Below are 26722 nucleotides of genomic sequence, written 5' to 3'. Positions count from 1 at the left end.
GTTCCGTGCTCAGCCGCTGCGGCGGAAGGCGCGCGGGGTGGAGCCGGTGCGGGCGTGAAAGACCCGGGTGAAATAGGCCGGGCTCGTATAGCCGAGCTCCTTCGCGATCTCCTTCACCGGAACCGGCGTGTCGCGCAGCATCCGGCGCGCCTCGTAGAGGCGGCGTTCCTGCAACAGCTCCAGCGCGCTCTTGCCGCAGGCCTCGCGGCAGGCGCGGGTCAGATGGGTGGGCGTCACGCCCAGCTCGCGCGCCAGCTCGCCGACCCCGGCGCCCGAGCGGAAGTCGCGCTCGACCAGGGCGGAATAGCGCGACACCAGGCGCCGCGCCGCATTGGTCGGGATCGCCTCGCCGGCATGGGCCTCGATCTGCCGCTCGAGCCAGACGCTCAGAAGGCCGAGCTGGTTGCGCAACGCGCGGTCCGAGGCGGGGCGTCCGCCCTCGATCTCGCGCTGGATCGCCTCGAAGAGGACGTTGATTTCGCCCTGTGCCACCGCATCGCGGATGCGAAGGTGATGGGCGGCATGGGGCAGCACCAGATCGCTGTCGCGGCCGAGGAAAAGCGCCTGGCCGTGGGTCTGGGGGCCGACCTCGAAACCATGCATGACGCCCGCGGGGATGAAGATCACGTTATTGGGCCCGTAGCCGCGGGTCACACCGCCCAGGGTGATCCGGCCCTGGCCGCGGGAAAACCACAAAAGGCACGGCTCGCTGAGCGCGCGCATCGCCTCGACCCGCCAGCGGCCGCCCTGTGCGAGACGGCCGACAGGAACCACGCGCGGCCCGCCCGGAGCGCCGCCCGCGCCCGGACCGGCCTTCGGCGCGGCCGCTTTCGGGCGCGGCTGCGATTGGGCGGCGGGCTGTGCGACCTGCGACAGCGGGGGCGTCGAAAAGAGCTTCACGATGGCAAGATCCCGGTTCGGTTCGCGGCGGAGGATAGCCTGCAACCCCTTCGCCCACAAAGGGGTTTTCCACAGGATGGGCGGGCGGCCGTGTCGCCGCGGTCACGCATACGCGATCTTGTGCCAGGCTTTCATGCGGCTACGAAACCATGTGCGCTGTCGCTTGGCATATTGGCGGGAAGCCGCTTGCGCGCGGATCCGGGCCTCCTCGAGGCCGATCTCTCCACGCAGATGGGCGACGAGTTCGGGGGCCCCGATCGCGCGCGACCAGAGCGCGGCCGGGTCCCAGATCGGCAGCACCGCGCGCACCTCGTCGAGCGCGCCTTCGGCCAGCATCAGATCGAAGCGGCGGTCGATCCGCTCGGCCAGCCAGTCGCGATCGGGGCAGAGCAGGAGCGGCGCGCATGTTGCGAGCGGCATCAGCGGGGCGGGGGTGCGCGCCTGCCAGGCCGCGAGCCCCTCGCCGGTTGCGCGCATCACCTCCCAGGCGCGCTGCACCCGCATCGGGTTGTGCGGGTCGATCTTCGCGCGGGTTTCGGGATCGAGCTCCGCGAGCATGCTCTCATGGCCTTCGCGGGCGCGCCGCGCATCGGCCTCGGCGCGGATCTCGGGCGGCGTGTCGGGGATCTCGGCGAGCCCTTCGGTGAGCGCGGTGAAATAGAGCCCGGTTCCGCCCACGATGATCGGGCGCGGGCCGCCGGCGCGATGGTCCGCGAGAATCGGTGCGACCTCCCGCAGCCAGTGGCCGACCGAATAGTCCTCGCCCGGGTCGCGGTGACCGTAGAGCAGATGCGGCGCCCGGGATTCCTCCTCCGTGGAGGGCCGGGCGCTGAGCACCCGCCAGCACGACCAGACCTGCAGCGCATCGGCATTGACCACCACCCCGCCATCGCGCTGCGCGATCTCGAGCGCGAGCGCGGATTTGCCGCTCGCGGTGGGCCCTGCGATCAGAACCGGGCGTTGTGCGGGAATGTCGGGCAGGGGGGGAAGCATCGAAGGCGTGGAGCGCTGGTCTCGTTTCGGGGCGGGCATGCGTCGGGAGAGGTTGAACCTGCCTTCCATTTGCGACATTTTGCGCCGAAATGACAACAGCCCTCAGGAGGATCTTATGAGCGCGGAATCGCATCCGGCGGCCAAATACAAACGCGTGCTGCTGAAGATCTCCGGCGAGGCGCTGATGGGAGACCAGGGCTACGGCCTGCATCCGCCGACGGTCGAACGCATCGCACAGGAAGTGAAATCGGTCCGCGATCTCGGGGTCGAGATCTGCATGGTGATCGGCGGCGGCAACATCTTCCGCGGGCTTGCGGGCTCGGCGCAGGGGATGGAGCGCACCACCGCCGATTACATGGGCATGCTGGCGACGGTGATGAACGCGCTCGCGATGCAGTCCGCGCTCGAGGGCATGGGCGTGTTCACGCGGGTGATCTCGGCGATCCGGATGGACGAGGTGGCCGAGCCCTATATCCGCCGCCGCGCAGTGCGCCATCTCGAGAAGAAGCGCGTCTGCATCTTCGCCGCCGGCACCGGCAACCCCTATTTCACCACCGATACCGCCGCGACCCTGCGCGCCAACGAGATGGCCTGCGAGGCGATCTTCAAGGGCACCAAGGTCGACGGGGTCTATGACAAGGATCCCGTCAAGTTCGATGACGCGAAGCGCTACGACACGGTGAGCTATGACGAGGTGCTGCAAAAGAACCTCGGGGTGATGGATGCCTCGGCGATCGCGCTGGCGCGCGACAACAACAAGCCGATCATCGTCTTCTCGCTCGACGAGCCGGGCGGCTTCCGCGGGATTCTCGCGGGTGAGGGCACCTATACGCTCGTTCAGGGCTGATCCGGCGCCCCTTCGCGTCACAAAAGCTAGTTTTCGCCGCGGCTCTGCGCTAATGCTCGGGACCGAGGCTGCAACCAAGACGGAAACAAGAACAATGTCCGACGATATCGAGATCGACACCGACGACCTTGAGCGCCGCATGGATGGCGCGATGACCGCTCTCAAGCATGAATTCGCCTCGCTGCGCACCGGCCGGGCTTCGGCCACGATGGTCGAGCCGGTGATGGTGGACGCCTATGGCCAGATGACCCCGATCAACCAGGTCGGCACGGTCAACGTGCCCGAGCCGCGCATGGTCACGATCAATGTCTGGGACAAGGGCATGGTCGGCAAGGTCGAGAAGGCGATCCGCGAAAGCGGTCTGGGTATCAACCCGCAGACCAACGGCACGATCATCATGCTGCCGATCCCCGAACTCAACGAAGAGCGCCGCAAGGAGCTCACCAAGGTCGCCGCCCAATACGCCGAGCACGCCCGCGTCGCGATCCGCAACGTGCGCCGCGACGGCATGGACCAGATCAAGAAGGCCAAGGGCAACGGCATGTCGGAAGACGACGTGAAGTTCTGGGAAAGCAGCGTGCAGGAACTCACCGACAAGCATATCGCCCTGGTGGACAAGGCGCTCGAATCCAAGCAGGCGGAGATCATGCAGGTCTGAGCGGACCTGCGTGATCGCATTTTCCCCCAAAAGGATTTTCCCCGACATGGCGCTTTCAAAGACCGATACCGCCGAAACGGCTCCCGTGGCCCGTGAGGAGGATACCGGCGCGCGCCATGTCGCGATCATCATGGACGGCAATGGCCGCTGGGCCACCCAGCGGGGCTGGCCGCGGCTGGCCGGGCATCGCAAGGGCGCGGAGCAGATCCGGAAGATCGTGCAGGCCGCGCCCGATCTCGGCATCCGCTACCTGACGATCTACGCCTTCTCGACCGAGAACTGGAAGCGCTCCACCGCCGAGGTGCTGGGCCTGATGAAAATGTTCCGGCTGATGATCCGGCGCGAGGCGGACGAGTTGGCGCGCCAGGGCGTCGAGCTGCGGTTCATCGGCGACCGCACCCGGCTCGATCCGCTCCTGCGCGAGACGATGGATGCGATCGAGGCGCGCACGAAGGGCAATACCCGGCTGACGCTGGCCGTCGCGATCAACTATGGCGGTCGCGACGAGCTGCGCCGTGCCGCGCTCGAGCTTGCGCGCGATCTCGCGGCGGGCCGGATCTCCGAGGAGGAGGTGGACGAGGCCGCGATCTCGGCCCGGCTCGACACGCGCGGCATGCCCGATCCCGATCTGGTGATCCGCACCAGCGGCGAGACGAGGATCTCGAATTTCCTGTCCTGGCAGGCGGCCTATTCCGAATACGAATTCACCCCGACGCTCTGGCCCGATTTCACGCCCGGGGAACTGGCCGATATCCTCGCGCGCTTCGGCGCGCGCGAACGGCGCTTCGGCGGGGTTGCCTCGTGAGCGGGGCCTCCCGCTCGGGCAAATGGGGCGATCTCGTCCCGCGACTGGCCTCGGGGCTTGCGATGATCGCGGTCGGCGTGGCGGCGATCTGGTGGGGCGGGGCGGTCTTCGCCGCGCTCTCGGTTCTCGTCACCGGGCTGATGGTCTGGGAATTGCTGATGATGCTGGCGCCGACGCGCCCCGGAAAGGCCGTCGGTCTCGGGCTCGTCGCGGCGGTGATCCTCGCCTTCGTCTTCGTCATCCACGAACCGCTCGGCCTGCTCTACCTGCTGGTCGTGCCGATCGTCGCGGCGATCGTGGCGCCCGGTCGCCGCACGGTCGCGGCGGCCTATTCGATCGCGATCATGCTGACGGGCTACGGGCTCGTCGCACTGCGCGAAGGTGCGGGGCTCGGCGCGATCACCTGGATCGTCGCGGTGGTCGTCATTTCGGACATTTCTGGCTATTTCGTCGGGCGCACGCTGGGCGGGCCGAAATTCTGGCCGCGGGTGAGCCCGAAGAAGACATGGTCCGGGACGGTCGCGGGCTGGGTCGGCGCCGCTTTGGTGGGCTTCATCTTCGCGCAGATGGGCGGGGGGCTGTCGATGATCTGGCTCTCGCCGCTTCTGGCCTTCGCGGGGCAGCTCGGCGACATCGCCGAGAGCGCGCTCAAGCGCTCGACCGGGGTGAAGGACAGCTCCTCGCTGATCCCCGGCCATGGCGGTGTGCTCGACCGGTTCGACGCCCTGACCGGCGCGGTTCTCTTTCTGATGCTGATCTCGCAGGTCATGACCCTGCCGCTGACGGAAGGCTGAGCGATGCGCAAGATCTCGGTGTTCGGAGCGACCGGCTCGATCGGGGAAAGCACCTTTGACCTGCTGATGGCGCAGGGTGGGCCGGCGGCCTATGACGTGGTGGCGCTGAGCGGCGGGCGCAACGTGGCGCGGCTTGCGCAACAGGCGCGCGCCCTTCGCGCCGATCTGGCGGTCACCGCGTTCGAGGACTGCCTTCCCGCTCTGCGCGCGGCGCTGGCGGGTTCGGGCGTCGAGGCGGCGGCCGGCCCCCATGCGCTCATCGAGGCCGCGCACCGGCCCGCGGATTGGGTGATGTCGGCGATCGTCGGCGCGGCGGGGCTCGCACCGGGTTTTGCCGCGCTCTCGCAAGGGTCGGTGCTGGCGCTCGCGAACAAGGAATCCCTTGTCACGGCCGGTCCGCTCCTGATGGCCGAGGCGCGGGCGCATGGCGCCACGATCCTGCCCGTGGACAGCGAGCATTCGGCGATCTTCCAAGGCCTGGTGGGCGAGGAAATCTCGGCCGTCGAGCGGGTGATCATCACCGCCTCGGGTGGCGCGTTTCGCGACTGGCCGCTCGAGCGGCTCGCCCGCGCGACGGTGGAGGAAGCCTCGAACCACCCCAACTGGAACATGGGCCAGCGGATCACCATCGACAGCGCGTCGATGTTCAACAAGGCGCTCGAAGTCATAGAAGCAAAAGAGTTTTTCGGTTTCGCACCCGAGGCGATCGAGGTGCTCGTGCATCCGCAATCCATCGTTCATTCTCTGGTGGGCTTCCACGATGGCGGGCTGATGGCGCATATGGGCGTGCCCGATATGCGTCACGCGATCGGCTATGCGCTCAACTGGCCCGAACGGATGCCGCTGCCCGTCGCCAAGCTCGATCTCGCCGCGATCGGATCGCTCGACTTCCGCGCCCCCGATCCCGAGCGCTTTCCCGCCTTGCGGCTTGCGCGCGAGGTGATGGAGATCGGCGGGCTCGCGGGGGCGGTGTTCAATGCGGCCAAGGAGCGCGCGCTCGATCTGTTCCTCGAGAAACGCATCGGTTTTCTCGACATGGCACGGCTCGTCGAGGCGGTGCTGAGCGAGATGTCTGCCCGCGACGGTCTTGGAAAAGACGCCCACAATCTCGATATGGTTCTGGACTGCGATGCCGAGGCGCGCGCGCGTGCCTCGGCGATTTGCGAGCAAGGAAGGATCTGAGTCTTGGACCTGCTGCCCCAATTCGGCAATCTTCTCTATTCGGCCATCGCCTTCGTGGTGGCGCTGTCGATCATCGTCGCGGTCCATGAATATGGGCATTACATCATCGGGCGGATTTCGGGGATCAAGGCAGAGGTCTTCTCGCTCGGGTTCGGTCCGAAACTGATCAGCCGCGTAGACCGGCACGGCACGCGCTGGCAGATCGCCGCCATTCCGCTCGGGGGCTATGTGAAGTTCCTCGGCGACGCGAACGCGGCCTCGGCGGGCGCGGATGAGGAGGAGATGGCGCAGCTCTCGCCCGAGGAGCGCCGCCACACGATGCATGGCGCACCGCTCTGGGCGCGCGCCGCGACCGTGGCCGCGGGGCCGGTCTTCAACTTCATCCTGTCGATCTTCGTGATCGCCGGTCTCTCGATCTGGACCGGGCAGGCGACCAACACCCCCCAGATCGACACGGTCGTCGCTCTGCCGCAGGGGCCGGGCGGGCTGCAGAAGGGCGACGTGATCGAAGCCGTGGACGGGATGCCCACGCCCGATTACCAGGCCCTGGGGAGCATTCTCGAGAAACTGCCCTCCGCCCCCGAACTCAGCTATACCGTCAAGCGTGGCGATCGCGAGATGACCGTCGCGGGGCCTCAGCTTTTCCCGGCGCGCTTTTCCGGGGTGCAGCCGGGATCGGCCGCCTATGACGCCGGGCTCCAGGCCGGTGACGTCGTGACCGCGATCGAGGGTCAGCCGGCCTGGCGGTTCCTCGATCTTCAGCAGGCGGTGAAGAAGAGCGAAGGCGCCCCGATCTCGCTGGATATCTGGCGGCCCGAAGCGAAGGGCGCGTCGCCCGAGGAATTCACGGTCTCGCTCGCACCGCGGCGCACCGATATTCCGCTTGGCGGGGGACAGTTCGAGACGCGTTACCTGCTCGGGGCGACGGGAAGCTTCATGTTCGAGCCGACCACCAAACCGGTCGGCGTGATCGACGCCGTCACCGGCGGCGTGACCCAGACCTGGACGATCATCACCCAGTCGCTGTCGGGCATCAAGGCGATGATCGCGCAGAAGATCTCGAGCTGCAATCTCTCCGGGGCGCTGCGCATCGCGGAAACCTCGGGGGCGGCGGCGAAATCCGGCCCGCTGGAGTTCATCTGGTTCATTGCGGTGCTCTCGACGGCGGTCGGGTTTCTCAACCTCTTCCCGATCCCGGTGCTCGATGGCGGGCATCTGATGTTCCATCTCTACGAGGCGGTGGCGGGCAAGCCGCCCTCGGATCGATTGATGAACATGTTCATGTCGGTGGGGCTGGCTCTGGTGCTCACGCTGATGCTGTTCGGGCTCTGGAACGACATCACCTGCTGAGGACGCATCCTGCGCGGCAGGCGCGCCACGTTCTTGCCACATTTGCCGCCAATTCCCGTCACGTTGCGGGGGTAGGGTCGCTTCGCCGCGTGGCTTGGTGCGGCAAGGAGAGGCCCATGACCACGATCATCGTCCAGCGCTACGAAGAGCTTCGACCTTTCGTCGAGATCGTCGGTGATCGTCTGCTTTTCGTCGCGGCCGTCCTGGTGGCACTCATGGGGGCCGGCCTGATCGGGATCCAGCTGATCGAGATTTTCGCGCCCGAACCGGTTCAGTTTCACCGGATTTGACACCCTACCTGATGCCTTCCGGGCACGCCTTCCAGTTTTGATATCGCCCTTCGCCTGATCGTGCGGCAACTGAGGCATCGCGGCTTTGACAAGGCTAGCCCGCTTCGGTACTCAGCTAGCAAGGGAATGATAACTTCCGGCGGGAGAGGGCAATGGCGAACGGCTTGCATTCGGTTCTGAGGATCTGCGCGACGCGAAAGGCCCTGCGTGCCAGCGTGGTGTTTCCAGCGGTGGCCATGACATGTGTCGCCGTTCCGGTGATCGCTCAGGCCCAGCAATACAGCTTCTCGCGCGTCGAGATCGTCGGCAATGAGCGGATCGAACCGGCGACGATCCTGTCCTATGCCAGAATCGCCCGCAACACTCCGGTGACCGCTGCCGATCTCAACGCGGCCTATCAGCGCCTGACCGGTTCGGGCCTGTTCGAGAGCGTGTCGCTCACCCCGCGCGGCAACACGCTCCAGATCACGGTGCAGGAATATCCCACCGTCAACGTCATCAATTTCGAGGGCAACCGGATCGTCAAGGACGCGGTTCTCTCGAAGGTGATCCAGACCCGCTCGAACCGCGTGTTCAACCCCGCCGAGGTCGAGGCCGACGCGCAGCGTCTGGTGCAGGCCTATGCCGATGACGGCCGGATGGCGGCGCGCGTGACGCCCAAGGTGATCCGTCGCTCGGGCAACCGCGTCGACGTCGCCTTCGAGATCAAGGAAGGCAAGGTCACCTCGGTCGAGCGCATCACCTTCACCGGCAACCGCTCCTTCTCGGACCGGCGCCTGCGCCAGGTGCTCGCGACGAAACAGGCGGGGATCTTCCGCACCTTCGTGAAGAACGACACGTTCAACCCGAACCGGGTTTCGGTGGACCGGCAGAAGCTGATCGATTTCTATCGCTCGCGCGGCTACATGGATGTCGATGTGCGCGGCGTCTCCTCGCAGATGACCCGCCAGCGCGACGCCTTCTACATGACCTTCAACGTTGTCGAAGGGCAGAAATTCCACTTCAACAACGTCTCCACCACCTCTGAGATCGACGGTCTCGATACCTCCGAATACGAAAAGCTCGCCCGGATCCGTCCCGGCCAGACCTATTCGCCCCAGGCGATCGAGCTTGCCGTGACCCGGATGGAACAGCTCGGCATCAAGCAGGGCGTGCAGTTCCTGCGCGTCGAGCCGCGCGTGACGCAGGACCAGCGCACGCAGGCGGTCAATGTCGATTTTGCGCTGGTGCGCGGACCGCGCGTCTTCGTGCAGCGCATCGACATCGAGGGCAATACCGCGACGCTCGACCGGGTGATCCGGCGTGAATTCAAGACGGTCGAAGGCGACCCCTACAACCCGCGCGAGGTCAAGAACGCCACCGATCGCGTGCGTGCGCTCGGCTTCTTCAAGACGGTCGATGTGAACACCAAGCAGGGCTCGGGCCCCGACCAGGTGGTCGTCGACGTCAATGTCGAGGAGCAGCCAACCGGCTCGCTGGGCTTCGGTGCGTCCTATTCCAAGACCGATGGCGTGGGCTTCAACGCCTCGCTCGACGAGAAGAACTTCCTCGGCCGCGGTCAGTATCTGGGCCTTTCGCTCGGGACGACCAAGGACAACAACAATTCGAGCTTCCGCTTCGTCGAGCCGCGGTTCCTCGGGCGTGACGTCAGCTTCAGCTTCGGCGCGGGCTATTTCACCTCGAGCTCGGCGACGAACCAGAATTTCGACACGCGGCGGATCAACCTCTCGCCCGCCTTCGAATTCCCCGTCTCCGAGCGTGGCCGCCTGCAGGTGCGCTACAAGGTCGGCGAGGACACGCTCAGCAACGTGTCGGCGGATTCCTCGCAGATCCTGAAGGACGAGGAAGCGACCAAAGGCACGCAGCGCTATTCCGGCGTCGGCTACACCTACAGCTACGACACCTCGCTCGAGCAGATCGACCCGCGCTTCAACTGGAAATTCAGCCTGTCGCAGGATTTCTGGGGTCTGGGCGGCGACGTCACCGGCGGCACGACCTCGGCGAAGATCCAGGGCGAGCGCAAGGTCTTCAACGAAGAGGTCACGCTGCGGGCCTCGCTCGAGGGCGGCGCGGTGCATGCGACGGGCGGCACGACGATCCTGCAGCGCTACAACGGCAACCAGATCCGGGGCTTCGAGAGCTACGGCATCGGGCCGCGCGACGGCTCGGCACCCAACAATGACGCGCTCGGCGGCAATTACTACTGGGCCGGCAAGGTCGAGGCGCAATTCCCGATCGGTCTGCCCGAGGAATACGGCATCACCGGCGGCCTGTTCTGGGATGTCGGCTCGGTCTGGGGGCTCGACAACACCTCCGGCACTTCCGCGACGGTCGATGACTCGATGCATATCCGCTCCGCGGTCGGCGTCTCGATCTTCTGGGATTCCGGCATCGGTCCGCTGCGCCTGAACTTCTCGCGCGCGATCAAGAAGGAAGACTATGACCGGACCCAGAACTTCGATCTGACGCTCTCGACCCAGTTCTGAGATGCGCCCGATCGTCCGGGGAATAGCGGCGGCTCTGACCGGGGTCGCGCTGGCGGTCTCGGGGCTCGCGGCGGGGGCACAGACCGCCGCCGCGCCCCAGAGTGCCGAGCGTAGCCCCGTCCTCACGCTGGATTGGGAACGGCTCTACGAGAACTCGCTCTGGGGCAAGCGCGTCAATGACGAGATCGAGAATGCCTCGGCGGCTCTGCGCACCGAGAACAACCGTATTGCCGGGCAACTCGAGGCGGAGGAGCGCGACCTGACCGAACGCCGCTCGAAGATGGCTCCGGCCGATTTCCAGGCGGCGGCGACTGCCTTCGACAAGCGCGCGACCGAGATCCGCACCGCGCAGAAGGCGAAGGCCGACGCGATCCAGCGCCAACTGAACGACGAGCGCCAGACCTTCGTGCGCACCGTGATGCCGCTTCTCGACGAGGTGCTGCAGACGCGCGGGGCGACCGTTGTGCTGGATTCGCGGGTCATTATCCGCGGTCTCGCCGAAGCCGACGTCACCGAGGAACTCGGCAAGCGCGTGGACAAGGAGATCGGCGACGGAGCGGGACGGGTGCCCGCAGAAGTTCCGGCGCCGACGACCGATCCTGGCACGGCCGCGCAGCCAGACGGGCCCTCCGCCGACACGGCGCCCGATCAGGGCAGGGTCTATGTCGATGACAGCGCCAACAAGAAAGCCGAAACCGGCGCCGATCCGGTCCTCAAGGGCGGCGCGCCGCCGCAACCCGCCCTGCCGCTCGGCCTTCCGATGCCCGATGAGAGCGGCTCCGCCAACTGAACTTGCGCGCCGCCGCGCTCCTTGCCAAGCGCCCGATCCATTGCTAGCAACATAACCAAAAGAGAAGCGGGCCGCGCCTGTCGCCGCCTGAAGACGAGGACATCCGATGACCGAACCCGCCCCCTATACCGAAGCCGATCTCTCGCTCATCAAGCGGATCATCCCGCATCGCTACCCGTTCCTGCTGATCGACAAGGTGCGCGATATCGTCCCGATGAAGGGCGCGGTCGGCATCAAGAACGTCACCTGCAACGAACCGCATTTCCAGGGCCATTTCCCGGACGAGCCGATCATGCCCGGCGTGACCATCGTCGAGGCGATGGCGCAGACCTCGGCGGTCGTCGTCGGCATCACGACCAACACGATCGACAAGGAGCTCGGCACCTATTTCATGGCGATCGACAAGTGCAAGTTCCGGCGCAAGGTGGTCCCGGGAGACGTGCTGGAGATGCATGTGACGGTGCTGCGGGGCGGCGGAAAGGTCTGGAAGTTCAAGGGCCGTGCCGAGGTCGATGGCGAACTGGCCTGCGAGGCCGAGTTCATGGCGATGATGGATATCAAGGGCTGAGCGCGATGAGCATCCATCCGAGCGCGCAGGTTCACCCTTCGACGGTGATCGAAGACGGGGCGGTGATCGGTCCCGATTGCCGCGTCGGGCCGTTCTGCGTGATCGGATCCGAGGTGGTTCTGGGCCGCGCCGTGGAGCTGCAAAGCCATGTCGTGGTGCAGGGCGCGACCGAGATCGGCGAAGAGACGCGCGTCTTTCCCTTCGCCTCGCTCGGCCAGATCCCGCAGGACCTGAAATTCCGCGGCGAGAAGACCCGGCTGGTGATCGGCAAGCGCAACCGGATCCGCGAATATGTCACGATGAATTCCGGCACCGAGGGCGGTGGCGGGATCACCGAGGTCGGCGATGACGGGCTGTTCATGTCCTCGTGTCATGTCGCGCATGACTGCCGGATCGGCGACCGCGTGATCCTGGTGAATTCGGTCGCCGTGGCGGGCCATTGCGTGATCGAGGATGACGTGATCGTGGGCGGGCTCTCGGGCGTGCACCAGTTCGTCCGGCTCGGGCGCGGCGCGATCATCGGGGCGCTTTCGATGGTCACTGCCGACGTGATCCCGCATGCGCTGGTCGCAGGCCCGCGGGCACAGCTCGAAGGGCTCAATCTCGTGGGGCTGAAACGCCGCGGCACGTCGCGCGACGAGATCGCGGCGCTGCGCGACGCGCTCGGCGTCCTCGGGCAGGGCAGCTTCCGCGACAGCGCGCGCCAGCTCTCCGAGGCGGGCGTCGAATCCGACCTCGTCCGCGAGGTGCTCGATTTCATCCTCGGTCCCTCGGACCGCAGCTTCCTGACGCCGGGCAAATGAGCGGAGCGACGGATACCGCGCTGATCGCCGGCTCCGGCCGTCTTCCCGCGATCGTGGCCGAGGCGGCCCCGGGGCTTCTCGTCTGCGAGATGATCGGCGCGCCCTGCGATCTGACGGGCGAGCATCTGCGCTTCCGGATCGAGCGGCTGGTGCCGTTTCTCGACGAGCTGACCGATCGCGGCATCCGCCGGGTGGTTTTCGCAGGCGCGATGCAGCGCCCGGCCATCGACCCCGAACAGTTCGACCCGCGCTCGGCCCAACTCGTTCCCCGGCTCGCGATGGCGATGCAGGCGGGCGATGATGCGACGCTGCGCGCGGTGATCGAGGTCTTCGAGGAATGGGAATTCGAGGTCGTGGGCGCGCATGAGATCGCCCCCGATCTGGTGCCCGACGAGGGCGTGCTTTGCGGTGCGCCCGGTGTGGTCGAGCAGGCCGATGCCGAGCGCGGCGCCGAGATCGTCGCGGCCCTTGGCGCGTCGGATATCGGGCAGGGCGCGGTGGTTGCGCGCGGGCTCTGCCTTGCTGTCGAGACCGTTCCGGGAACCGATGCGATGCTCGATTTCGTGCGCCACCACAAGGGTTTGCGCCGCGATCTTAACGGGTTGAAAGGGGTCTTCTACAAGGCGCCGAAACCCGGTCAGGATCGCCGTGTCGATCTGCCCGCGATCGGCGTGACGACCGTCGAGAATGCCGCCGCCGCCGGGCTTGCCGGGATCGCCTTCGAGGCGGGCGGTGTGATGCTCCTTGACCGTGCGGCCGTGATCGCGGCCGCCGAGTCAGCGGGGCTCTTTCTCTGGGCGAGGGTGCCATGAGGGTCTTCGTCATCGCGGGCGAAGCCTCGGGCGACAAGCTCGGCGGCGCCCTGATGGCGGGGCTCGAGACATTGGCGCCGGGGATCGAGTGGCAGGGCATCGGCGGGCCCGAGATGGAGACGAAAGGCCTGCAGAGCCGCTTTCCGATGGAAGAGCTCTCGGTCATGGGGATCATGGAGGTCCTGCCGAAATACCGCCACCTGAAACGCCGCATCGCCGAGACCGCCGAGGCCGTGGTGGCGATGGCCCCCGATGCGCTCATCACCATCGACAGTCCGGATTTCTGCCTGCGGGTCGCGCGACTCGCGAAGCAGAAGCGCCCCGATCTCAAGGTGATCCATTACGTCGCGCCCTCGGTCTGGGCATGGCGTCCGGGGCGCGCGCAGAAGATGGCGCAGGTCGTCGATCATGTGCTCGCGCTCTTGCCCTTCGAGCCGCCCTACATGGAAGCGGCGGGTATGAGCTGTGATTTCGTGGGCCATCCGGTCGTGGCCGAGCCGCGTGCGGGTGCGGCCGAGGCTGCGGCCTTCCGCGAGATCCACATGATCGACGCCGAGCAACCGCTCGCGCTCTGCCTGCCGGGCTCGCGCCGGGGCGAGGTGAAACGGCTCGGGCCGCGCTTCGACGAGGCGCTGATGCAGCTGCGCGACCGCGAACCGGGTCTGCGGGTGGTGCTGCCCACGGTGCGCGGGGTGGCAGGCATGGTGCGCGAGATGACCGCGCGCTGGCCGGTGCCCCCGATCGTCGTGGAGAGCGCCGAGGACAAGCGCGCAGCCTTCGCGGCCGCCGATATCGCGCTGGCGGCGTCGGGCACGGTGAGCCTAGAACTCGCCGCGAACCGGGTGCCCATGGTGATCGCCTATGACGCCAGTTTCCTCACCTGGCACCTGATCTGGCGGATGCTGCGGATCGACACGGTGACGCTGGTGAACCTCGTCTCCGAGACCCGCGCGGTGCCCGAATTCCTCGGCCCCGACTGCAAGCCGCGCGAGATTTCCGGAAAGATGCTGGAAATCCTCGAGACGCCCTCGGTACGCGCGGAACAGATCGCGGCGATGGAGGAGACGATGCGCCGGCTCGGCGAAGGCGGGGCGTCTCCGGGGGAACGCGCGGCCCGGTCGGTTCTAGGATTTCTCGAAAAGAACGGGTGAGACAGGGCCCGCCGCTGCGGACGGGCCCTGACCGCTATCACCCGAGCGTGGCCTTCACCGCATCGGCGGTGACCGCGACGATCCGGTCGGCCTCGTCCTTGGTCAGGCAGAGCGGCGGGGCGAAGCCCAGGATGTCGCCCTGCGGCATCGCGCGCCCGATCACGCCGCGCTCGACCAGCGCGCGCGCGAGCTTCGCGCCGACTTTCTCGGAGGCCTCGAAGAAGGTCCGGGCGTCGCGATCCTTCACGAATTCCACCGCGCAGAGCATCCCCTCGCCACGGATATCGCCGACATTGGCGTGTTCGCCGATCGCGGCGCGCATCTGGTCGTTGAGATATTTCCCGACCATCCCGGCATTCGCGACCAGTCCCAGCTTGTCGATCAGTTCGAGGTTCGCGACACCGGCCGCCGCGCCGATCGGGTGGGCCGAATAGGTCCAGCCATGGCCGATCGGGCCGTTCTCGTCCGTGCCTTGCTCGAGCACCTTCCACATCTTGTCGCTCACGATCGTGCCCGAAAGCGGCGCATAGGCCGAGGTCAGGCCCTTCGCGATGGTGATCAGGTCAGGCTTCATGCCGTAGTGATCCGAGCCGAACATACTCCCGAGACGCCCGAAACCGGTGACGACCTCATCGGCGATCAGCAGGATGTCGTATTTGGCCAGAACCCTCTGGATCGCCTCCCAATAGCCTTTCGGCGGGGGCACGATGCCGCCGGTGCCCAGAACCGGCTCACCGATGAAGGCGGCGATGGTGTCGGGGCCCTCGCGTTCGATCAGCTGCTCCAGCTCGCTCGCGCAATAGGCGGTGAAGGCCTCTTCCGACATCGCCGCATCGGGGCGACGGAAGTAATAGGGGGCCTCGGTATGGATCACCTGGCTCAGCGGCAGGTCGAATTTCTTGTGGAACAGTTCCAGCCCCGTCAGCGAGCCGGTCATCAGCCCCGAGCCGTGATAGCCGCGCCAGCGCGAGATGATCTTCTTCTTCTCGGGCCGGTTCAGGATGTTGTTGTAATACCAGACCAGCTTGATGTTGGTCTCGTTCGCATCCGAGCCCGACAGGCCGAAATAGACCTTCGACATGTGATCGGGCGCGCGTTCAAGCACCATATGGGCGAGCGTGATCGAGGCCTCGGTGCCGTGGCCGACATAGGCGTGGTAATAGGCCAGTTCCTTCGCCTGCTCGGCGATGGCATCCGCGATCTCGGTGCGGCCATAGCCCACATTCACGCAATAGAGCCCCGCGAAGGCGTCGAGCAGCTTGTTGCCATCCCGGTCCTCGATGAACACGCCCTGACCGCCGGTCACGATCCGGTTCGGGCTCTCGCCGCGCGCGTGCTGGGCAAGATGGGTCGAGGGGTGGAAAAAGCTCTCGCGATCCCACTTGTCGAGTTGGTCATTGGTCAGCATCTGGTCTCCTTTCCCTGTCATGCCCAGTCGCGGCAGACATACTTGATTTCCATGAATTCTTCCATTCCGCGGCGCGAGCCCTCGCGGCCGAGCCCCGATTGCTTCATACCGCCGAAGGGGATCGGCGCGCCGGTGACCTTGGTGCGGTTGACCGCGACCATGCCGAATTGCAGCGCGCGGGTGGCGCGGTAGATGCGCTTGGGGTTCTGGCTGTGCACATAGGCGACGAGCCCGTATTCGGTCGCATTGGCGCGGGCGAAGACCTCCTCTTCGGTGTCGAAGACGGTGATCGGCGCGACGGGGCCGAAGGTTTCCTCGCGCATGATCTTGGCGTCGTCGGGGACATCGGTCAGCACGGTCGGCGCGAAGAAGAGCGGTCCGCGATCGAGTCGCTTGCCGCCGCAGGCGAGCCTTGCGCCCTTTGCCAGCGCATCGGCCACATGCTCTTCCTGCTTGGCCACGGCGCCTTCATTCATCAGCGGACCGATATCGGGATCCTCGAGCCCCGCACCGACACCGAGCGCCTGCGTCGCCTCGATGAAACGGCGGCAGAACTCCTCGTAGACGGGCCGCTCGACATAGATGCGGTTCGCGCCGAGACAATCCTGACCGGAGGTTGCGAATTTCGCCTTGATCGTCTCGGCCACCGCGCGGTCGAGGTCGGCGCCGCGAAACACGATGACGGGGGCGTGGCCGCCCAGTTCGAGAACGAGCCGCTTCACGGTCCGGGCGGACTGGCGATAGAGCAGGCGGCCCACCTCGGTCGAGCCGGTGAAGGAGAGCGCGCGCACCCGGGGATCTTCGGTCCACGGCTCGACGATTTCCGGCGCGTGACCGGTGAGCACGTTGAAGACGCCCGGCGGCAGCCCTGCGCGTTCGGCCAGCTCCGCCAGCGCGAGCGCCGAGAAGGGCGTCTCATGGGAGGGATGCGCGAGCACCGTACAGCCCGCGGCGAGGGCGGCCGCCGCCTTGCGCGTCAGCATCGCCGAGGGGAAGTTCCAGGGCGTGATCAGCCCCACCACGCCGACAGGTTCGAGCCACAGCTCGACCTCGGCATCGGGCAGGTGCGAGGTGACGCCCTCGATATTGGGACGCTTGGCCTCCTCGGCGTAATATTCGATGAAGCTCGCGGCATAGTCGATCTCTCCGCGCGCCTCCGACAGCGGCTTGCCCTGTTCGAGCACCATGATCCGCGCCAGATCGTCGCGGGCGTCCATCACCAGATCGAACCAGCGGCGCAGCAGGGTCGAGCGCTCTTGCGGCAAGGTCATCGACCACTGCGCGAAGGCGGTCTGCGCGGCGTCGATCGCGGCGCGCGACTGGGCCCGGCCGAGCGCGGTGACGTCGCCCAGACGCTCGCCATTGGCGGGGTTGGTGACGGGAATGATCGCGCGGTCGTCGCCGGCGATCCAGCGGCCGTTCACATAGGAAAAGCAGCGCAGCAGGCGCTTGTCGGAGATGTCGGGGCGGGCGGAGAGTGCGGTATCGAGCATGGGACGGACCTCCTTGATACCGCCATCCTCGCACCGCGCGCGCAAAGGTTCGGTCCAAATGGCCTGCCGCCCGCCGCGATCCGGGCTGAAATTCCGGGGGGCTCTAGTCCAAATGGCCTGCCAGCATCTCGAAGGGCGGCATGGCTGCCGATTTCACCTCTTTCGTCACGATATAGGTGAAATAGCGCGCGATCCCGATCCGCGCATCGAGCATCGAGTCGATGAGCCGCTGATAGGCGTCGATGTCGCGGGTGACGATCTGCATCAGGTAATCGAACCCGCCGCCGAGCGCCCAGCAGCCCACCACCTCGGGATGCTGATCGAGCGAGCGCTCGAAGGTCTGGAAACTGGCCGCGGTGTGATCGGAAAGCTCGGCCGCGACGAAAAGCGTCACATGCGGCCCGAGTTTGCGCAGGTTGAACTCCGCACGGTAACCCGAGATCAGCCCGGCCTTTTCCAGTTTCTTCAGCCGTTCCCAGGCGGGGGTGGGCGAGAGGTTGATCTTCTCTGCCAGCGCCGCTTTCGTGATCCGGCCTTCGCGGGCCAGCACGCGCAGGATTTCGATATCGCGAGGGTCGAGCTTGAGCATGGCGCCACGCTACACCGGCCCGCACGCGCCTGCATCCCCCGATTTCGTCCCTATTCCGCGGCGTCCCGCCTCGCAGGCCGTATGGCCCCGGGACAGGTGGGTTGCGAAGGGGCGGGCTGCGGCGGGCGGTAGGGCTCGCGCGAGCTGCCGATCCCCTCGACGGGACGGCGCTTGCGCCGCAACGCGTCGGCATCTCCGGGACGCAGGCGCAGGAAATAGAGCGCCGAGAGCGGGCCGGTGAGCCCGGCGATGAGGAAGCTGGCCAGGAACGCGCCGACCGGCATCATCTCGGTCCCGGCGGTCGTCGCGGCGGCCCCGGCCGTCAGTTCGAGCACCACACCCGCCAGCGCGATCCCGAGCGCGAGCGAGACCTGCCGGCTCATCGCCGTGAAGGCCGTGCCCGCGCTCATCTCGTGCCCCTCGAGATCGGCGAAGGCGATCGAGTTGACGGCGGTGAAGACCACCGATTGCGCCGCGCCACCGATCAGCAGGAGCGGCACGAGCTGCCAGTCGGTGAGGCTGGTGACCGTGGCGAAGCCGAAGATCGTGATCCCGCGCAGCAGCGCCGCGCTCACCATCACCCATTTGAAGCCGAACCGGTCGAGCATCCGCGGCGCCAGGCCGCGCATCGCGACCGCCCCTACTGCGTTGAGCCCGGTAAGCGCGCCCGAGAGCATCACCGTGGCCCCGAGCCCGAGCTGGAAGAAGAGCGGCAGCAAGAGCGAGATCGCCCCGTTCGAGAGCCGGAAGATCAGCCCACCCGTGACGCTGACGTCGAAGGTCCGATGGCGAAACAGGCGCGGGTCGAGCAGCGGGTCGCGGCGCTTGCCCGCATGGACCCAATAGGCCGCGAGAAGTCCGAGGCCGCCGAGGCTCAGCGCCGCGGCGAGCTGCCAGGGCAGGATATGCTCGCCAAGCGCCGAGAAGCCGGTCATGGCCGCGGCGAGCCCGAGCGCCGAGAGCAGGAACCCCGGCAGGTCGAAGGGCTTGGCCTCGGTCGGCCCCTCTTTCGGCATGTTGCGGAAGGTCAGCCAGATCGCCAGCGCGCCGAAGGGCAGGTTCATCAGGAAGATCGCGCGCCAGCCGAAGAAGGTGGTGACCGTGGCGCCGACGAAGGGGCCGATCGCGGGGCCTATCAGCGCCGGCATGATCACATAGACCATGGCGCGCGTCATCTCGGATTTCTCGGTATTGCGCAGCACGATCAGCCGCCCCACCGGCGACATCATCGCGGCCCCCACGCCCTGGAGCGCGCGGGCGAGCACCAGCCCCGTGAGGGTCGTCTGCACCGCGCAGAGCAGCGAAGCCACGAGAAAGATCGCCATCGCGAGCACGAAGATCCGCCGTGCCCCGAACCGGTCGGCGATCCAGCCCGAGATCGGCACGAGCGCCGCGAGCGAGATCAGATAGGTCGCCATCGCCATCTTCAGCGACAGCACCGGCACACCAAGATCGCGCGCGACGACCGGGATCGCCGTCGCGAGCACGGTGGCGTCGATCAGTTCCATCAGGAAGGCGAGCGCCACCGTCAGGGGCAGGATATTCTCACGGATCCGGTTCAGCATGACCGGGGATAGCTAGAACGAAAACGCCGCCTGTCATCCCCGTGGTGTCGTCGTTCTCGCGGGTGCGGGGCCGGGGGCGCGACAGACAAAACCCCGCCCCTTGAAAGGGGGCGGGGAGTTGGGAGTGAAACCCAGCTTCCGGACCGAGAGACAGAACCGAAAAAGGTCCGGAAGCAGGCGGAAACGGCAGGTCGGGCCGGGGTGAGGGGAAGGGAGAGAGAACACCCGACCAACCGTATCTGCACAGACGCATGGCCGCGTCGGGATGGGTCAGAGAGGTCCCTTGCCGCCCGAAGCCCCGCGCGCGCGCCCCGTGAGAGAGAGCCGGGTCGCGCGGTGGGAAGGCGGTTTCGAGGATCCGGGCCTGATCATCGCAAGGTTTCCTTTTCCGTCTGCGCCATGTCTGAGGGTCGAACTGCTGCATGAAGGCATCGGTTCCGAACTTTCTTCTCTCTCGCGGCGATGTGAAGAGGGGCGCTTTTGCCGTAAGATATGCAGATATGGGGCGGCTGCGCCGGTTTCATCGGAGTTTCGCACGGATATGCGAGCATAGGGACCGCGCGAGAGCGGCAGCAATCCGGGGTTCTCGGGGCATCGAGGGGAGAAACGATGGCGGACGGACATATCGCAAGTCGGGACTGTTCCGGAGCTGCGCCCGGGGCGCCGGACGCGGATGAGGCACGCGATGCCGCGGTGGCCGCGTTCGAGCGGCTCGACCGGATCTCGCATGCCGTCCTTGGACGCGCCGAGGGTGGGCTCTCGCCGGTTGCGCTCGGGCTCGCCTGGGCCGACTGGGCGGCGCATCTGGCGCTCAGCCCCGGCAAGCAGGCCGAGCTCGCCTGGAAGGCCGCGCGCAAAGCGACGCATCTGATGCGCGCGATGACGCCCCATGCCGAGGACGATCCGGGCGCGCGCCCGCTCGACCCGTTGCCGCAGGATCGCCGCTTCAAGGCGCCCGAATGGGAGCGCTTTCCCTATGCGTTCTATGCGCAGAGCTTCCTGCACGCGCAGCAATGGTGGCACAACGCCACTACCGGCGTGCGCGGCGTCGAGGACCGGCACGAACAGATGATGGAATTCTTCGCGCGGCAATGGCTCGACATGGTCTCGCCGAGCAACTTCCTCGCGACCAATCCTCAGGTGATGGCGCGAACGACGGAGGAACACGGGGCCAACCTGATCCGCGGCTGGAGCTATTTCGCCGAAGATATGGCGAAGCTGCTGCAGGGAGGCGAGGAGCCCGAGCCGACGCTGATCCCCGGACGGGACGTGGCGCTGACCCCGGGCAAGGTGGTGTTTCGCAACGACCTGATCGAGCTGATCCAATATGCGCCCGCGACCGATCGGGTGCATCCTGTGCCGTTGCTGATCGTGCCCGCCTGGATCATGAAATATTACATCCTCGATCTCGAGCGGACGAACTCGCTGATCGGCTGGCTGGTCGGGCAGGGATTCACCGTCTTCGCGATCTCGTGGAAGAACCCGGGCGAGGACCACCGCTGCCTCGGTTTCGACGATTACCGCAAGCTCGGCGTGATGGAGGCGCTCGACGCGGTGAGCGCGATCACCGGCGCGCAGAAGATCCACGGGCTCGGCTATTGCCTCGGCGGCACGCTTCTGGCGGTGGCGGCGGCCGCGATGGCGCGCGATGGCGATGACCGCCTCGCCTCGATCACGATGCTGGCCGCCCAGGTCGATTTCACCGAAGCCGGGGAGCTGAGCCTGTTCACCAACGAGGATCAGCTTGCGCTGATCGAGGACATGATGTGGGAGGAGGGCTATCTCGACAAGACGGCGATGGCGGGCACCTTCTCGATGCTGAAATCGAAGGACCTCGTCTGGTCGCATATGGTCCGCGCCTATCTGATGGGCGAGCGCGAGACCGATGGCGCGATGGCGTCGTGGAGCCATGACGCGACGCGGATGCCCTATCGGATGCATTCCGAATATCTGCGCCGGATGTTTCTTGAAAACGACCTCGCCGAGGGGCGGATGGAGGCGGGCGGGGCACCGGTCTTCCTGCAGGATATCTCGGTGCCCGTCTTCGCGGTCGCGACCGAGGCGGATCACATTGCGCCGTGGCATTCGGTCTACAAGCTCACCTGGGCGCTGCCGGGCGAGGTGACCTTCGCGCTGGTCTCGGGCGGGCACAATACCGGGATAGTCTCGCCGCCCGATGAGCCGCGCGCAAAGTACCGGCTGATGGAGCATCGCCCCGGCATGACCCATCCGGGCCCGGAGGACTGGGCGGCGGCCAATCCGGTCAGGTCCGGCTCGTGGTGGCTCCGCTGGGCAAAATGGCTGGAGAAACGCGGCGAGGGCGAGAAGATCGCACCTCCGCCGATGGGCAAGGGACGGAAATACCGCGCGTGTGCCGAGGCTCCGGGGGCGTATGTACTCGAGCGCTGAGGGCGCGCACTCCTTTCAGTCCTCGCCCCCGTCCAGCATCTCGCGCAGGGTCTCGATCCGGTCGGCCTCCGCCGCGGGCTTGTCCCAGCGGATCCGCGAGATCCGCGGAAACCGCATCGCCACCCCCGATTTGTGCCGGGTCGAGCGGTTGAGGCCTTCGAAGGCCACCTCGACCACCAGAGCGGGCGAGAGCGCGCGCACCGGGCCGAAGCGGTCGACCGTGTGATTGCGCACGAACCGGTCGAGGCGGCGCAGTTCCTCGTCGGTGAAGCCGGAATAGGCCTTGCCCACGGGCACCAGCGCTTCGTCCTCCCACACTCCGAAGGTGAAATCGGAATAGAATCCCGAGCGCTTGCCGTGGCCGCGCTGCGCATAGAGCACCACCGCGTCGATCAGGCGCGGATCGCGCTTCCATTTGAACCACGGCCCCTTCGGTCGTCCCGCCATATAGGGTGTGTCGCGGCGCTTGAGCATCACCCCCTCGATCACCACCTGCGGCGGCGCCGCGCGCAGGGCGGCCAGATCGTCCCAGGCGCCGAAGGGCAGGACTTCCGAGACGTCGAAGCGCTCGGGGTTCAGATCCGCCACTGCCGCTTCGAGCCGCTCGCGGCGGGTATCGAAGGGCAGGGCGCGCAGATCCTCGTCCTCCCAGAGCAGGACATCATAGAGCCGCAGCGCCGCCGGGTGCGAGGCCAGCAGCGCCTTGCCCGGCGATTTCCGGCCCAGCCGTTTCTGCAGATCGCCGAAGGGCGCCACCTGGTCGCCGCGCCGCACGAGCAATTCGCCATCGAGCGCGCCCTCGAACCCCATATGCGCGACGATATCGGGAAAGGCCCCCGAGATATCCTCGCCGGTGCGCGAATAGAGCCGCCGCTCGCCGCCCTCGGCCACGGCCTGCACCCGGATGCCGTCCCATTTCCATTCGGCGGCGAATTCGGCGGGATCGAGCGCGTCGAGTCCCTCCCGGTCGATCGGCGTCGAGAGCATCACGGGACGAAACGGCGCGAGCCCCGCGCGTTCGGGTTTCTCGCCGCCCTCGATCCAGTCGAAAAGCGCGCGATAGGGCGGCGCGAGCCCGTGCCAGATCTCCTCGATCTCCTCGAGCGACGGGCCGCCGAGCCGCGCCAGCGCCATCCGCGCGAGCCGCGCCGAGACGCCGACCCGCAACCCGCCCGTCGCCAGCTTCAGGAGCGCATAGCGTTCCGACGGTGCGAGCCGGTCCAGCCAGTCCGCGATCACCGGGCCGGTGCGGATCTTGGGCGTGTCCTGCAGGGTCTCGACGACATGGGGCAGATCGAGCGCGCCCGGCTCTCCGTCGCCCGGCCAGATCAGCGCGATCGTCTCGGCCAGATCGCCGACATAGTCATAGGAGAGCGCGAAAAGCTCTGGATCGACCCGCTCGCCGACCATCGCGCGCAGGACGGCGGGTTGCGCGCGGCCCAGGTCCAGCTCTCCGGTCAGCGCCGCCAGCGCATAGCCGCGCTCGGGGTCGGGGGCGTGGCGCAGGTAATCGGCCAGCGCATCGAGCTTGGCATTGCGCCCCGGCGTGAAGGCGAGCCGTTCGAGAAGGCGGGCGAAATCCCTCATTCCGGCTCCTCCTCATAGCCCACGAGATGCAGCGGGCGGGCGCGGCGGCCTTCGAGCTCCGCCCATCGCATCAGCGCCTCTTCGCGGCCATGGGTGATCCAGAGTTCGGCCGGGTCGATCTCGGTGACGGTGCGGGTGAGATCTTCCCAGTCGACATGGTCCGAGATCACCAGCGGCAATTCCACGCCCCTCTGGCGCGCGCGGGCGCGGATCTGCATCCATCCCGAGGCGAAACCGATCACTGGATCGGCGAAGCGCTGCACCCAGGGACTGGCGAAAGCCGAGGGCGGCGCGATGACCAGCGCCTCGCGCAAGCCCCCCGCCTCGGCCTTGTCCATCGTCGCAGGACGCAGCTCGCCCAGGGGCACGCCTTGCTCGATGTGGTAGTCGCAAAGTCTCTGCAGCGCGCCGTGAATGTAGATCGGCGCGTCATAGCCCGCCTCGCGCGCCAGCATGATCACCCGTTGCGCCTTGCCCAGCGCATAGGCGCCGATCAGATGCGGGCGCTCGGGGGCGGCGCGCATCGAGGCCAGGAGCTTCTCCATCTCCTGCGCCGGGTCGGGATGGCGGAAGACCGGCAGCGCGAAGGTGGCTTCGGAGATGAAGATGTCGCAGGGGACCGGCTCGAAGGGCGCGCAGGACGGGTTCGAGACCCGCGCGTAATCGCCTGAGGCGACGATGCGCTGTCCGCCCGCCTCCACCGCGATCTGCGCCGAGCCGAGCACATGGCCCGCGGGGTGGAAACTCACCGTCACCTCGCCCAGCCGCAGGGGCGCCTCATAGGCCTGCCGCTGCCCCGCGAAATCCGCGCCATAGCGGATCGCCATGATCTCGAGCGTCTGCCGGGTCGCGAGTACCGCGCCGTGGCCCGCGCGGGCGTGATCGGCATGCCCATGCGTGATCAGCGCGCGCGCGACGGGTCGGCTCGGGTCGATGAAGAAATCGCCTTGCGGGCAGTAGAGCCCTTCGGGGCGCGGGATCAGGATCGGGTCGCTCATCGCCTTTCAATCTGCGTCATCTGCACGGAAATTAAACGCTCCGGGCGATTTTTCGCCCAAATCGCCCCGCCCGTGCTGCGTCTTGCGGGTTCGGTGGCATTATTGCTCCATGTCAACGCGGCGAACGACGAAATGATGATAGCTTCAAGAAATTCGAATGGAGGCTGTAATGGCGACGAAGAAAAACCCACCCGGCACGCGGATGGCGGGTTGCATGCCGGTCCCCAATGTCGGGGATGTCAGTTCGATGATGGCCCCGCAGCTGCGCATGATGGAGGCCCTGATCGCGCAGAACATCGAGGTGCTCGATTTCCTCAAGACCCGTTTCGAGCGTGATCGCGAGATGATCGGAGAGCTCGCGGATACCGCCGATCCGATGCAGGCGATGAACCTCTGGGGTGAGTTCTGGCAACGCATGATGAGCGATTATGCCACCGAAAGCTCGAAACTGGCGACCTCGGTGACGGGGATCGCGGAACGCGCGGTGCGCAGTGCGACAGAGGAGGGCGAGGCCATTGCGAAGGCCGCCGCGGGAAAGTGAGGACTCGGACCGGCAAGCACGAGGTCAGCTTGAGCGACGTGCCGGTCTGAGCATCCCCGGGAACGCAGCGTGACGCGGCCAGCCCCGAGGGTCGGCCGCGCCGAGATCATTTCTTGTAGATCCAGCCACCGCCGAAGATGCGGCTGTCCTCGGGCGCGTAGAAGACGCAGGCCTGACCGGGGCTGACGCCTTCCTCTGGCACGACCAGTTCCACCTCGGCCTCGGTTTCCGAGAGCGGACGGATGATCGCCTCGCGCGGCGGGCGGGTCGAGCGGACCTTGACGCTCAGGTGCCATTCGGAACGCGAGGTGAAGGGCTCGTCGCCGAGCCAGTTGATCTCGCGCACCGGGATCGTCCGGGTCGAGAGCGCCTCCTTGGGGCCGACGACGACCTGGCGTTTCTCGGGATCGAGCTTCACCACATAGAGCGGGTCCTCGAGCCCGCCGATGCCAAGCCCGCGCCGCTGGCCGATCGTGTAATGGATCACGCCGCGATGCTCGCCCAGCACGTTGCCCTCCATGTCCACGATCTCGCCGGGATCGGCCGCGCCGGGGCGCAGCTTCTCGATGACGCTCGCGTAATTGCCGTTCGGCACGAAGCAGATGTCCTGACTGTCGGGCTTGTCGGCCACCGGCAGCCCGTATTTCGCCGCGAGCGCGCGGGTCTCGGCCTTCGAGGCCAGATGCCCAAGCGGGAAGCGCAAATAGCTCAGCTGCTCGGGCGTGGTCGAGAACAGGAAATAGCTCTGGTCGCGGTTCGCATCGGCCGCGCAATGCAGCTCGGGCCCCTGCGCGCCCATCTTGCGCTGGATGTAATGCCCCGTCGCCATGCAATCGGCATCGAGATCCTTCGCGGTCTCGAGGAGGTCCTTGAACTTCACCCGCTCGTTGCAGCGGATGCAGGGCACCGGCGTCGCGCCGCCCAGATAGGCGTCGGCGAACTCGTCGATCACCGCCTCGCGGAAGGTGTTCTCGTAGTCGAGCACGTAATGGGGAAAGCCCATCTCCTCGGCCACGCGGCGCGCGTCGTGGATGTCCTGGCCCGCGCAGCACGCACCCTTCTTGGCCAGTGCCGCGCCGTGATCGTAGAGCTGCAGGGTCACCCCCACCACGTCATAACCTTCCTCGGCCAGCTGTGCGGCCACGACCGAGCTGTCGACACCACCGGACATGGCGACGACGACACGGGTCTCGGAGGGCGGCTTCGGGAAGCCGAGCGAATTGAGCGGCAGATCCTTGGGCATGGGACGGTCCTTTCAAGAGATCCGCAGGAATATAGGAAAATGCGAGCTACTCACAACCCCGCGTTTCACCCGCTGTTAAGCGCGCTGCACGCACTCTCGCCTGCGTGAAGACGAGGAAGGGGTGAACCCATGTATCTCAAGAAGGTGAATGGCCCGCGGGCGGTGACGCTGCCGGACGGGTCCACCCTGACGCGCGCCGACCTGCCCCCGGTCGAGACGCGCCGATGGGTCGCCAGCCGCAAGGCGGTGGTGGTCAAGGCGGTCGCCCACGGGTTGATCGCGCGCGAGGAAGTGCTCGAACGCTACGACCTGTCCGAGGAGGAACTTGATCTCTGGATCGACGGCATCTCGAAACACGGCCTGCAGGGGCTCAAGGTCACCGCCATCCAGAAGTATCGACAACTTTAGGTTGCAAAACAGGGAAACCGTGCGAATGTAAGAGGGTATTAACCAATTGATG

General features: G+C 66.8%; 25 protein-coding genes. 16 read left to right on the top strand and 9 right to left on the bottom strand.

Features of this window, described 5'->3' with window-relative positions:
• Window positions 1-9 precede the first annotated feature (9 nt).
• Together DW2_RS07885 and miaA are read right to left on the bottom strand one after the other, a co-directional pair.
• A complete protein-coding gene (locus DW2_RS07885) occupies window positions 10-900 on the bottom strand; it encodes an AraC family transcriptional regulator (protein ID WP_238321289.1) in 891 nt (296 codons plus the stop codon).
• Between the two features lie 102 nt (window positions 901-1002).
• Window positions 1003-1893, bottom strand: coding sequence for a tRNA (adenosine(37)-N6)-dimethylallyltransferase MiaA (miaA, locus tag DW2_RS07880; protein ID WP_038145242.1), 891 nt, complete (start codon window positions 1891-1893; stop codon window positions 1003-1005).
• Window positions 1894-2008: 115 nt separating this feature from the next.
• On the opposite strand from miaA, the gene pyrH reads away from it, so the two are divergent.
• From pyrH to lpxB, 13 genes are all read left to right on the top strand, one after another.
• Window positions 2009-2740 carry a UMP kinase gene (pyrH, locus tag DW2_RS07875; protein WP_038145240.1) on the top strand — a complete coding sequence of 244 codons (732 nt, stop codon included), beginning with the start codon at window positions 2009-2011 and terminating at the stop codon, window positions 2738-2740.
• Between the two features lie 94 nt (window positions 2741-2834).
• A complete protein-coding gene (frr, locus tag DW2_RS07870) occupies window positions 2835-3398 on the top strand; it encodes a ribosome recycling factor (RefSeq protein WP_038145239.1) in 564 nt (187 codons plus the stop codon).
• Window positions 3399-3444: 46 nt separating this feature from the next.
• Entirely contained in the window at window positions 3445-4203 is a 759-nt protein-coding gene (gene uppS, locus DW2_RS07865) for a polyprenyl diphosphate synthase (RefSeq protein ID WP_081874906.1), read from the top strand.
• On the top strand, window positions 4200-4997 hold the full coding sequence (locus tag DW2_RS07860; RefSeq protein WP_038145236.1) for a phosphatidate cytidylyltransferase: 798 nt from the start codon (window positions 4200-4202) through the stop codon (window positions 4995-4997). Before uppS ends, DW2_RS07860 begins: the two co-directional genes overlap by 4 nt.
• A 3-nt stretch (window positions 4998-5000) precedes the next feature.
• Window positions 5001-6179: a 1-deoxy-D-xylulose-5-phosphate reductoisomerase gene (gene dxr, locus DW2_RS07855; protein WP_038145235.1), complete on the top strand. Its 1179-nt coding sequence runs from the start codon at window positions 5001-5003 to the stop codon at window positions 6177-6179.
• 3 nt (window positions 6180-6182) lie between these two features.
• Entirely contained in the window at window positions 6183-7529 is a 1347-nt protein-coding gene (rseP, locus tag DW2_RS07850; RefSeq protein ID WP_038145234.1) for an RIP metalloprotease RseP, read from the top strand.
• 116 nt (window positions 7530-7645) lie between these two features.
• Window positions 7646-7819: a hypothetical protein gene (locus DW2_RS19695; RefSeq protein WP_156102917.1), complete on the top strand. Its 174-nt coding sequence runs from the start codon at window positions 7646-7648 to the stop codon at window positions 7817-7819.
• Window positions 7820-7971: 152 nt separating this feature from the next.
• A complete protein-coding gene (gene bamA / locus DW2_RS07845) occupies window positions 7972-10305 on the top strand; it encodes an outer membrane protein assembly factor BamA (protein ID WP_238321288.1) in 2334 nt (777 codons plus the stop codon).
• 1 nt (window position 10306) lies between these two features.
• Window positions 10307-11095, top strand: coding sequence for an OmpH/Skp family outer membrane protein (locus tag DW2_RS19040; protein ID WP_051855648.1), 789 nt, complete (start codon window positions 10307-10309; stop codon window positions 11093-11095).
• A 106-nt stretch (window positions 11096-11201) separates the two neighbouring features.
• On the top strand, window positions 11202-11663 hold the full coding sequence (gene fabZ, locus DW2_RS07835; protein ID WP_038145231.1) for a 3-hydroxyacyl-ACP dehydratase FabZ: 462 nt from the start codon (window positions 11202-11204) through the stop codon (window positions 11661-11663).
• A 5-nt stretch (window positions 11664-11668) separates the two neighbouring features.
• Window positions 11669-12466: an acyl-ACP--UDP-N-acetylglucosamine O-acyltransferase gene (lpxA, locus tag DW2_RS07830; RefSeq protein WP_038145229.1), complete on the top strand. Its 798-nt coding sequence runs from the start codon at window positions 11669-11671 to the stop codon at window positions 12464-12466.
• Window positions 12463-13278 carry an LpxI family protein gene (locus DW2_RS07825; protein WP_038145227.1) on the top strand — a complete coding sequence of 272 codons (816 nt, stop codon included), beginning with the start codon at window positions 12463-12465 and terminating at the stop codon, window positions 13276-13278. The genes lpxA and DW2_RS07825 overlap by 4 nt, the downstream gene beginning before the upstream one ends.
• Window positions 13275-14429 carry a lipid-A-disaccharide synthase gene (gene lpxB / locus DW2_RS07820; RefSeq protein ID WP_038145225.1) on the top strand — a complete coding sequence of 385 codons (1155 nt, stop codon included), beginning with the start codon at window positions 13275-13277 and terminating at the stop codon, window positions 14427-14429. The genes DW2_RS07825 and lpxB overlap by 4 nt, the downstream gene beginning before the upstream one ends.
• 37 nt (window positions 14430-14466) lie before the next feature.
• On the opposite strand, the gene DW2_RS07815 is transcribed toward lpxB, so the two are convergent.
• From DW2_RS07815 to DW2_RS07800, 4 genes are all read right to left on the bottom strand, one after another.
• On the bottom strand, window positions 14467-15837 hold the full coding sequence (locus tag DW2_RS07815) for an aspartate aminotransferase family protein (RefSeq protein WP_038145223.1): 1371 nt from the start codon (window positions 15835-15837) through the stop codon (window positions 14467-14469).
• Window positions 15838-15854: 17 nt separating this feature from the next.
• A complete protein-coding gene (locus tag DW2_RS07810; RefSeq protein WP_038145221.1) occupies window positions 15855-17330 on the bottom strand; it encodes an NAD-dependent succinate-semialdehyde dehydrogenase in 1476 nt (491 codons plus the stop codon).
• A gap of 103 nt (window positions 17331-17433) precedes the next feature.
• Window positions 17434-17919 (bottom strand): Lrp/AsnC family transcriptional regulator, encoded by a 486-nt coding sequence (locus tag DW2_RS07805; protein ID WP_038145219.1) that lies wholly within the window; start codon window positions 17917-17919, stop codon window positions 17434-17436.
• Window positions 17920-17969: 50 nt separating this feature from the next.
• Window positions 17970-19484: an MFS transporter gene (locus tag DW2_RS07800; protein WP_051855646.1), complete on the bottom strand. Its 1515-nt coding sequence runs from the start codon at window positions 19482-19484 to the stop codon at window positions 17970-17972.
• Window positions 19485-20093: 609 nt separating this feature from the next.
• Here DW2_RS07800 and DW2_RS07795 point away from each other — a divergent pair.
• Entirely contained in the window at window positions 20094-21893 is a 1800-nt protein-coding gene (locus tag DW2_RS07795) for a PHA/PHB synthase family protein (protein ID WP_081874905.1), read from the top strand.
• Between the two features lie 15 nt (window positions 21894-21908).
• On the opposite strand, the gene DW2_RS07790 is transcribed toward DW2_RS07795, so the two are convergent.
• Both DW2_RS07790 and DW2_RS07785 read right to left on the bottom strand, forming a co-directional pair.
• Window positions 21909-23480, bottom strand: a complete 1572-nt coding sequence (locus DW2_RS07790) for a cisplatin damage response ATP-dependent DNA ligase (RefSeq protein ID WP_038145217.1) — start codon at window positions 23478-23480, stop codon at window positions 21909-21911.
• A complete protein-coding gene (locus tag DW2_RS07785; protein ID WP_038145216.1) occupies window positions 23477-24478 on the bottom strand; it encodes a ligase-associated DNA damage response exonuclease in 1002 nt (333 codons plus the stop codon). The genes DW2_RS07790 and DW2_RS07785 overlap by 4 nt, the downstream gene beginning before the upstream one ends.
• 169 nt (window positions 24479-24647) lie before the next feature.
• Here DW2_RS07785 and DW2_RS07780 point away from each other — a divergent pair, with 169 nt between their 5' ends.
• The gene (locus tag DW2_RS07780; RefSeq protein WP_038145215.1) at window positions 24648-25019 is read left to right on the top strand and encodes a phasin family protein; all 372 of its coding nucleotides are present in this window, start codon (window positions 24648-24650) and stop codon (window positions 25017-25019) included.
• A 106-nt stretch (window positions 25020-25125) separates the two neighbouring features.
• Here the strand turns inward: DW2_RS07780 and mnmA are convergent, their stop codons facing one another.
• The gene (gene mnmA, locus DW2_RS07775; RefSeq protein WP_038145214.1) at window positions 25126-26262 is read right to left on the bottom strand and encodes a tRNA 2-thiouridine(34) synthase MnmA; all 1137 of its coding nucleotides are present in this window, start codon (window positions 26260-26262) and stop codon (window positions 25126-25128) included.
• A 129-nt stretch (window positions 26263-26391) separates the two neighbouring features.
• Here mnmA and sciP point away from each other — a divergent pair, with 129 nt between their 5' ends.
• Entirely contained in the window at window positions 26392-26670 is a 279-nt protein-coding gene (sciP, locus tag DW2_RS07770) for a CtrA inhibitor SciP (protein ID WP_038145213.1), read from the top strand.
• The last annotated feature ends 52 nt before the right edge of the window (window positions 26671-26722 follow it).

It is taken from the genome of Thioclava atlantica (genome assembly GCF_000737065.1).
Taxonomy (GTDB): domain Bacteria; phylum Pseudomonadota; class Alphaproteobacteria; order Rhodobacterales; family Rhodobacteraceae; genus Thioclava; species Thioclava atlantica.
Note: the sequence above shows the minus strand (reverse complement) of the source record. Positions and strands in the feature narration are given on the sequence as shown.

Bases quoted from the DNA above. Each gene is read 5' to 3' on its own strand.
- miaA (WP_038145242.1), bottom strand. From the start codon at position 1,893: ATGCTTCCCCCCCTGCCCGACATTCCCGCACAACGCCCGGTTCTGATC.
- pyrH (WP_038145240.1), top strand. From the start codon at position 2,009: ATGAGCGCGGAATCGCATCCGGCGGCCAAATACAAACGCGTGCTGCTG.
- frr (WP_038145239.1), top strand. From the start codon at position 2,835: ATGTCCGACGATATCGAGATCGACACCGACGACCTTGAGCGCCGCATG.
- uppS (WP_081874906.1), top strand. From the start codon at position 3,445: ATGGCGCTTTCAAAGACCGATACCGCCGAAACGGCTCCCGTGGCCCGT.
- dxr (WP_038145235.1), top strand. From the start codon at position 5,001: ATGCGCAAGATCTCGGTGTTCGGAGCGACCGGCTCGATCGGGGAAAGC.
- DW2_RS19695 (WP_156102917.1), top strand. From the start codon at position 7,646: ATGACCACGATCATCGTCCAGCGCTACGAAGAGCTTCGACCTTTCGTC.
- bamA (WP_238321288.1), top strand. From the start codon at position 7,972: ATGGCGAACGGCTTGCATTCGGTTCTGAGGATCTGCGCGACGCGAAAG.
- DW2_RS19040 (WP_051855648.1), top strand. From the start codon at position 10,307: ATGCGCCCGATCGTCCGGGGAATAGCGGCGGCTCTGACCGGGGTCGCG.
- fabZ (WP_038145231.1), top strand. From the start codon at position 11,202: ATGACCGAACCCGCCCCCTATACCGAAGCCGATCTCTCGCTCATCAAG.
- lpxA (WP_038145229.1), top strand. From the start codon at position 11,669: ATGAGCATCCATCCGAGCGCGCAGGTTCACCCTTCGACGGTGATCGAA.
- DW2_RS07825 (WP_038145227.1), top strand. From the start codon at position 12,463: ATGAGCGGAGCGACGGATACCGCGCTGATCGCCGGCTCCGGCCGTCTT.
- lpxB (WP_038145225.1), top strand. From the start codon at position 13,275: ATGAGGGTCTTCGTCATCGCGGGCGAAGCCTCGGGCGACAAGCTCGGC.
- DW2_RS07815 (WP_038145223.1), bottom strand. From the start codon at position 15,837: ATGCTGACCAATGACCAACTCGACAAGTGGGATCGCGAGAGCTTTTTC.
- DW2_RS07810 (WP_038145221.1), bottom strand. From the start codon at position 17,330: ATGCTCGATACCGCACTCTCCGCCCGCCCCGACATCTCCGACAAGCGC.
- DW2_RS07805 (WP_038145219.1), bottom strand. From the start codon at position 17,919: ATGCTCAAGCTCGACCCTCGCGATATCGAAATCCTGCGCGTGCTGGCC.
- DW2_RS07800 (WP_051855646.1), bottom strand. From the start codon at position 19,484: ATGCTGAACCGGATCCGTGAGAATATCCTGCCCCTGACGGTGGCGCTC.
- DW2_RS07795 (WP_081874905.1), top strand. From the start codon at position 20,094: ATGGCGGACGGACATATCGCAAGTCGGGACTGTTCCGGAGCTGCGCCC.
- DW2_RS07790 (WP_038145217.1), bottom strand. From the start codon at position 23,480: ATGAGGGATTTCGCCCGCCTTCTCGAACGGCTCGCCTTCACGCCGGGG.
- DW2_RS07785 (WP_038145216.1), bottom strand. From the start codon at position 24,478: ATGAGCGACCCGATCCTGATCCCGCGCCCCGAAGGGCTCTACTGCCCG.
- DW2_RS07780 (WP_038145215.1), top strand. From the start codon at position 24,648: ATGGCGACGAAGAAAAACCCACCCGGCACGCGGATGGCGGGTTGCATG.
- mnmA (WP_038145214.1), bottom strand. From the start codon at position 26,262: ATGCCCAAGGATCTGCCGCTCAATTCGCTCGGCTTCCCGAAGCCGCCC.
- sciP (WP_038145213.1), top strand. From the start codon at position 26,392: ATGTATCTCAAGAAGGTGAATGGCCCGCGGGCGGTGACGCTGCCGGAC.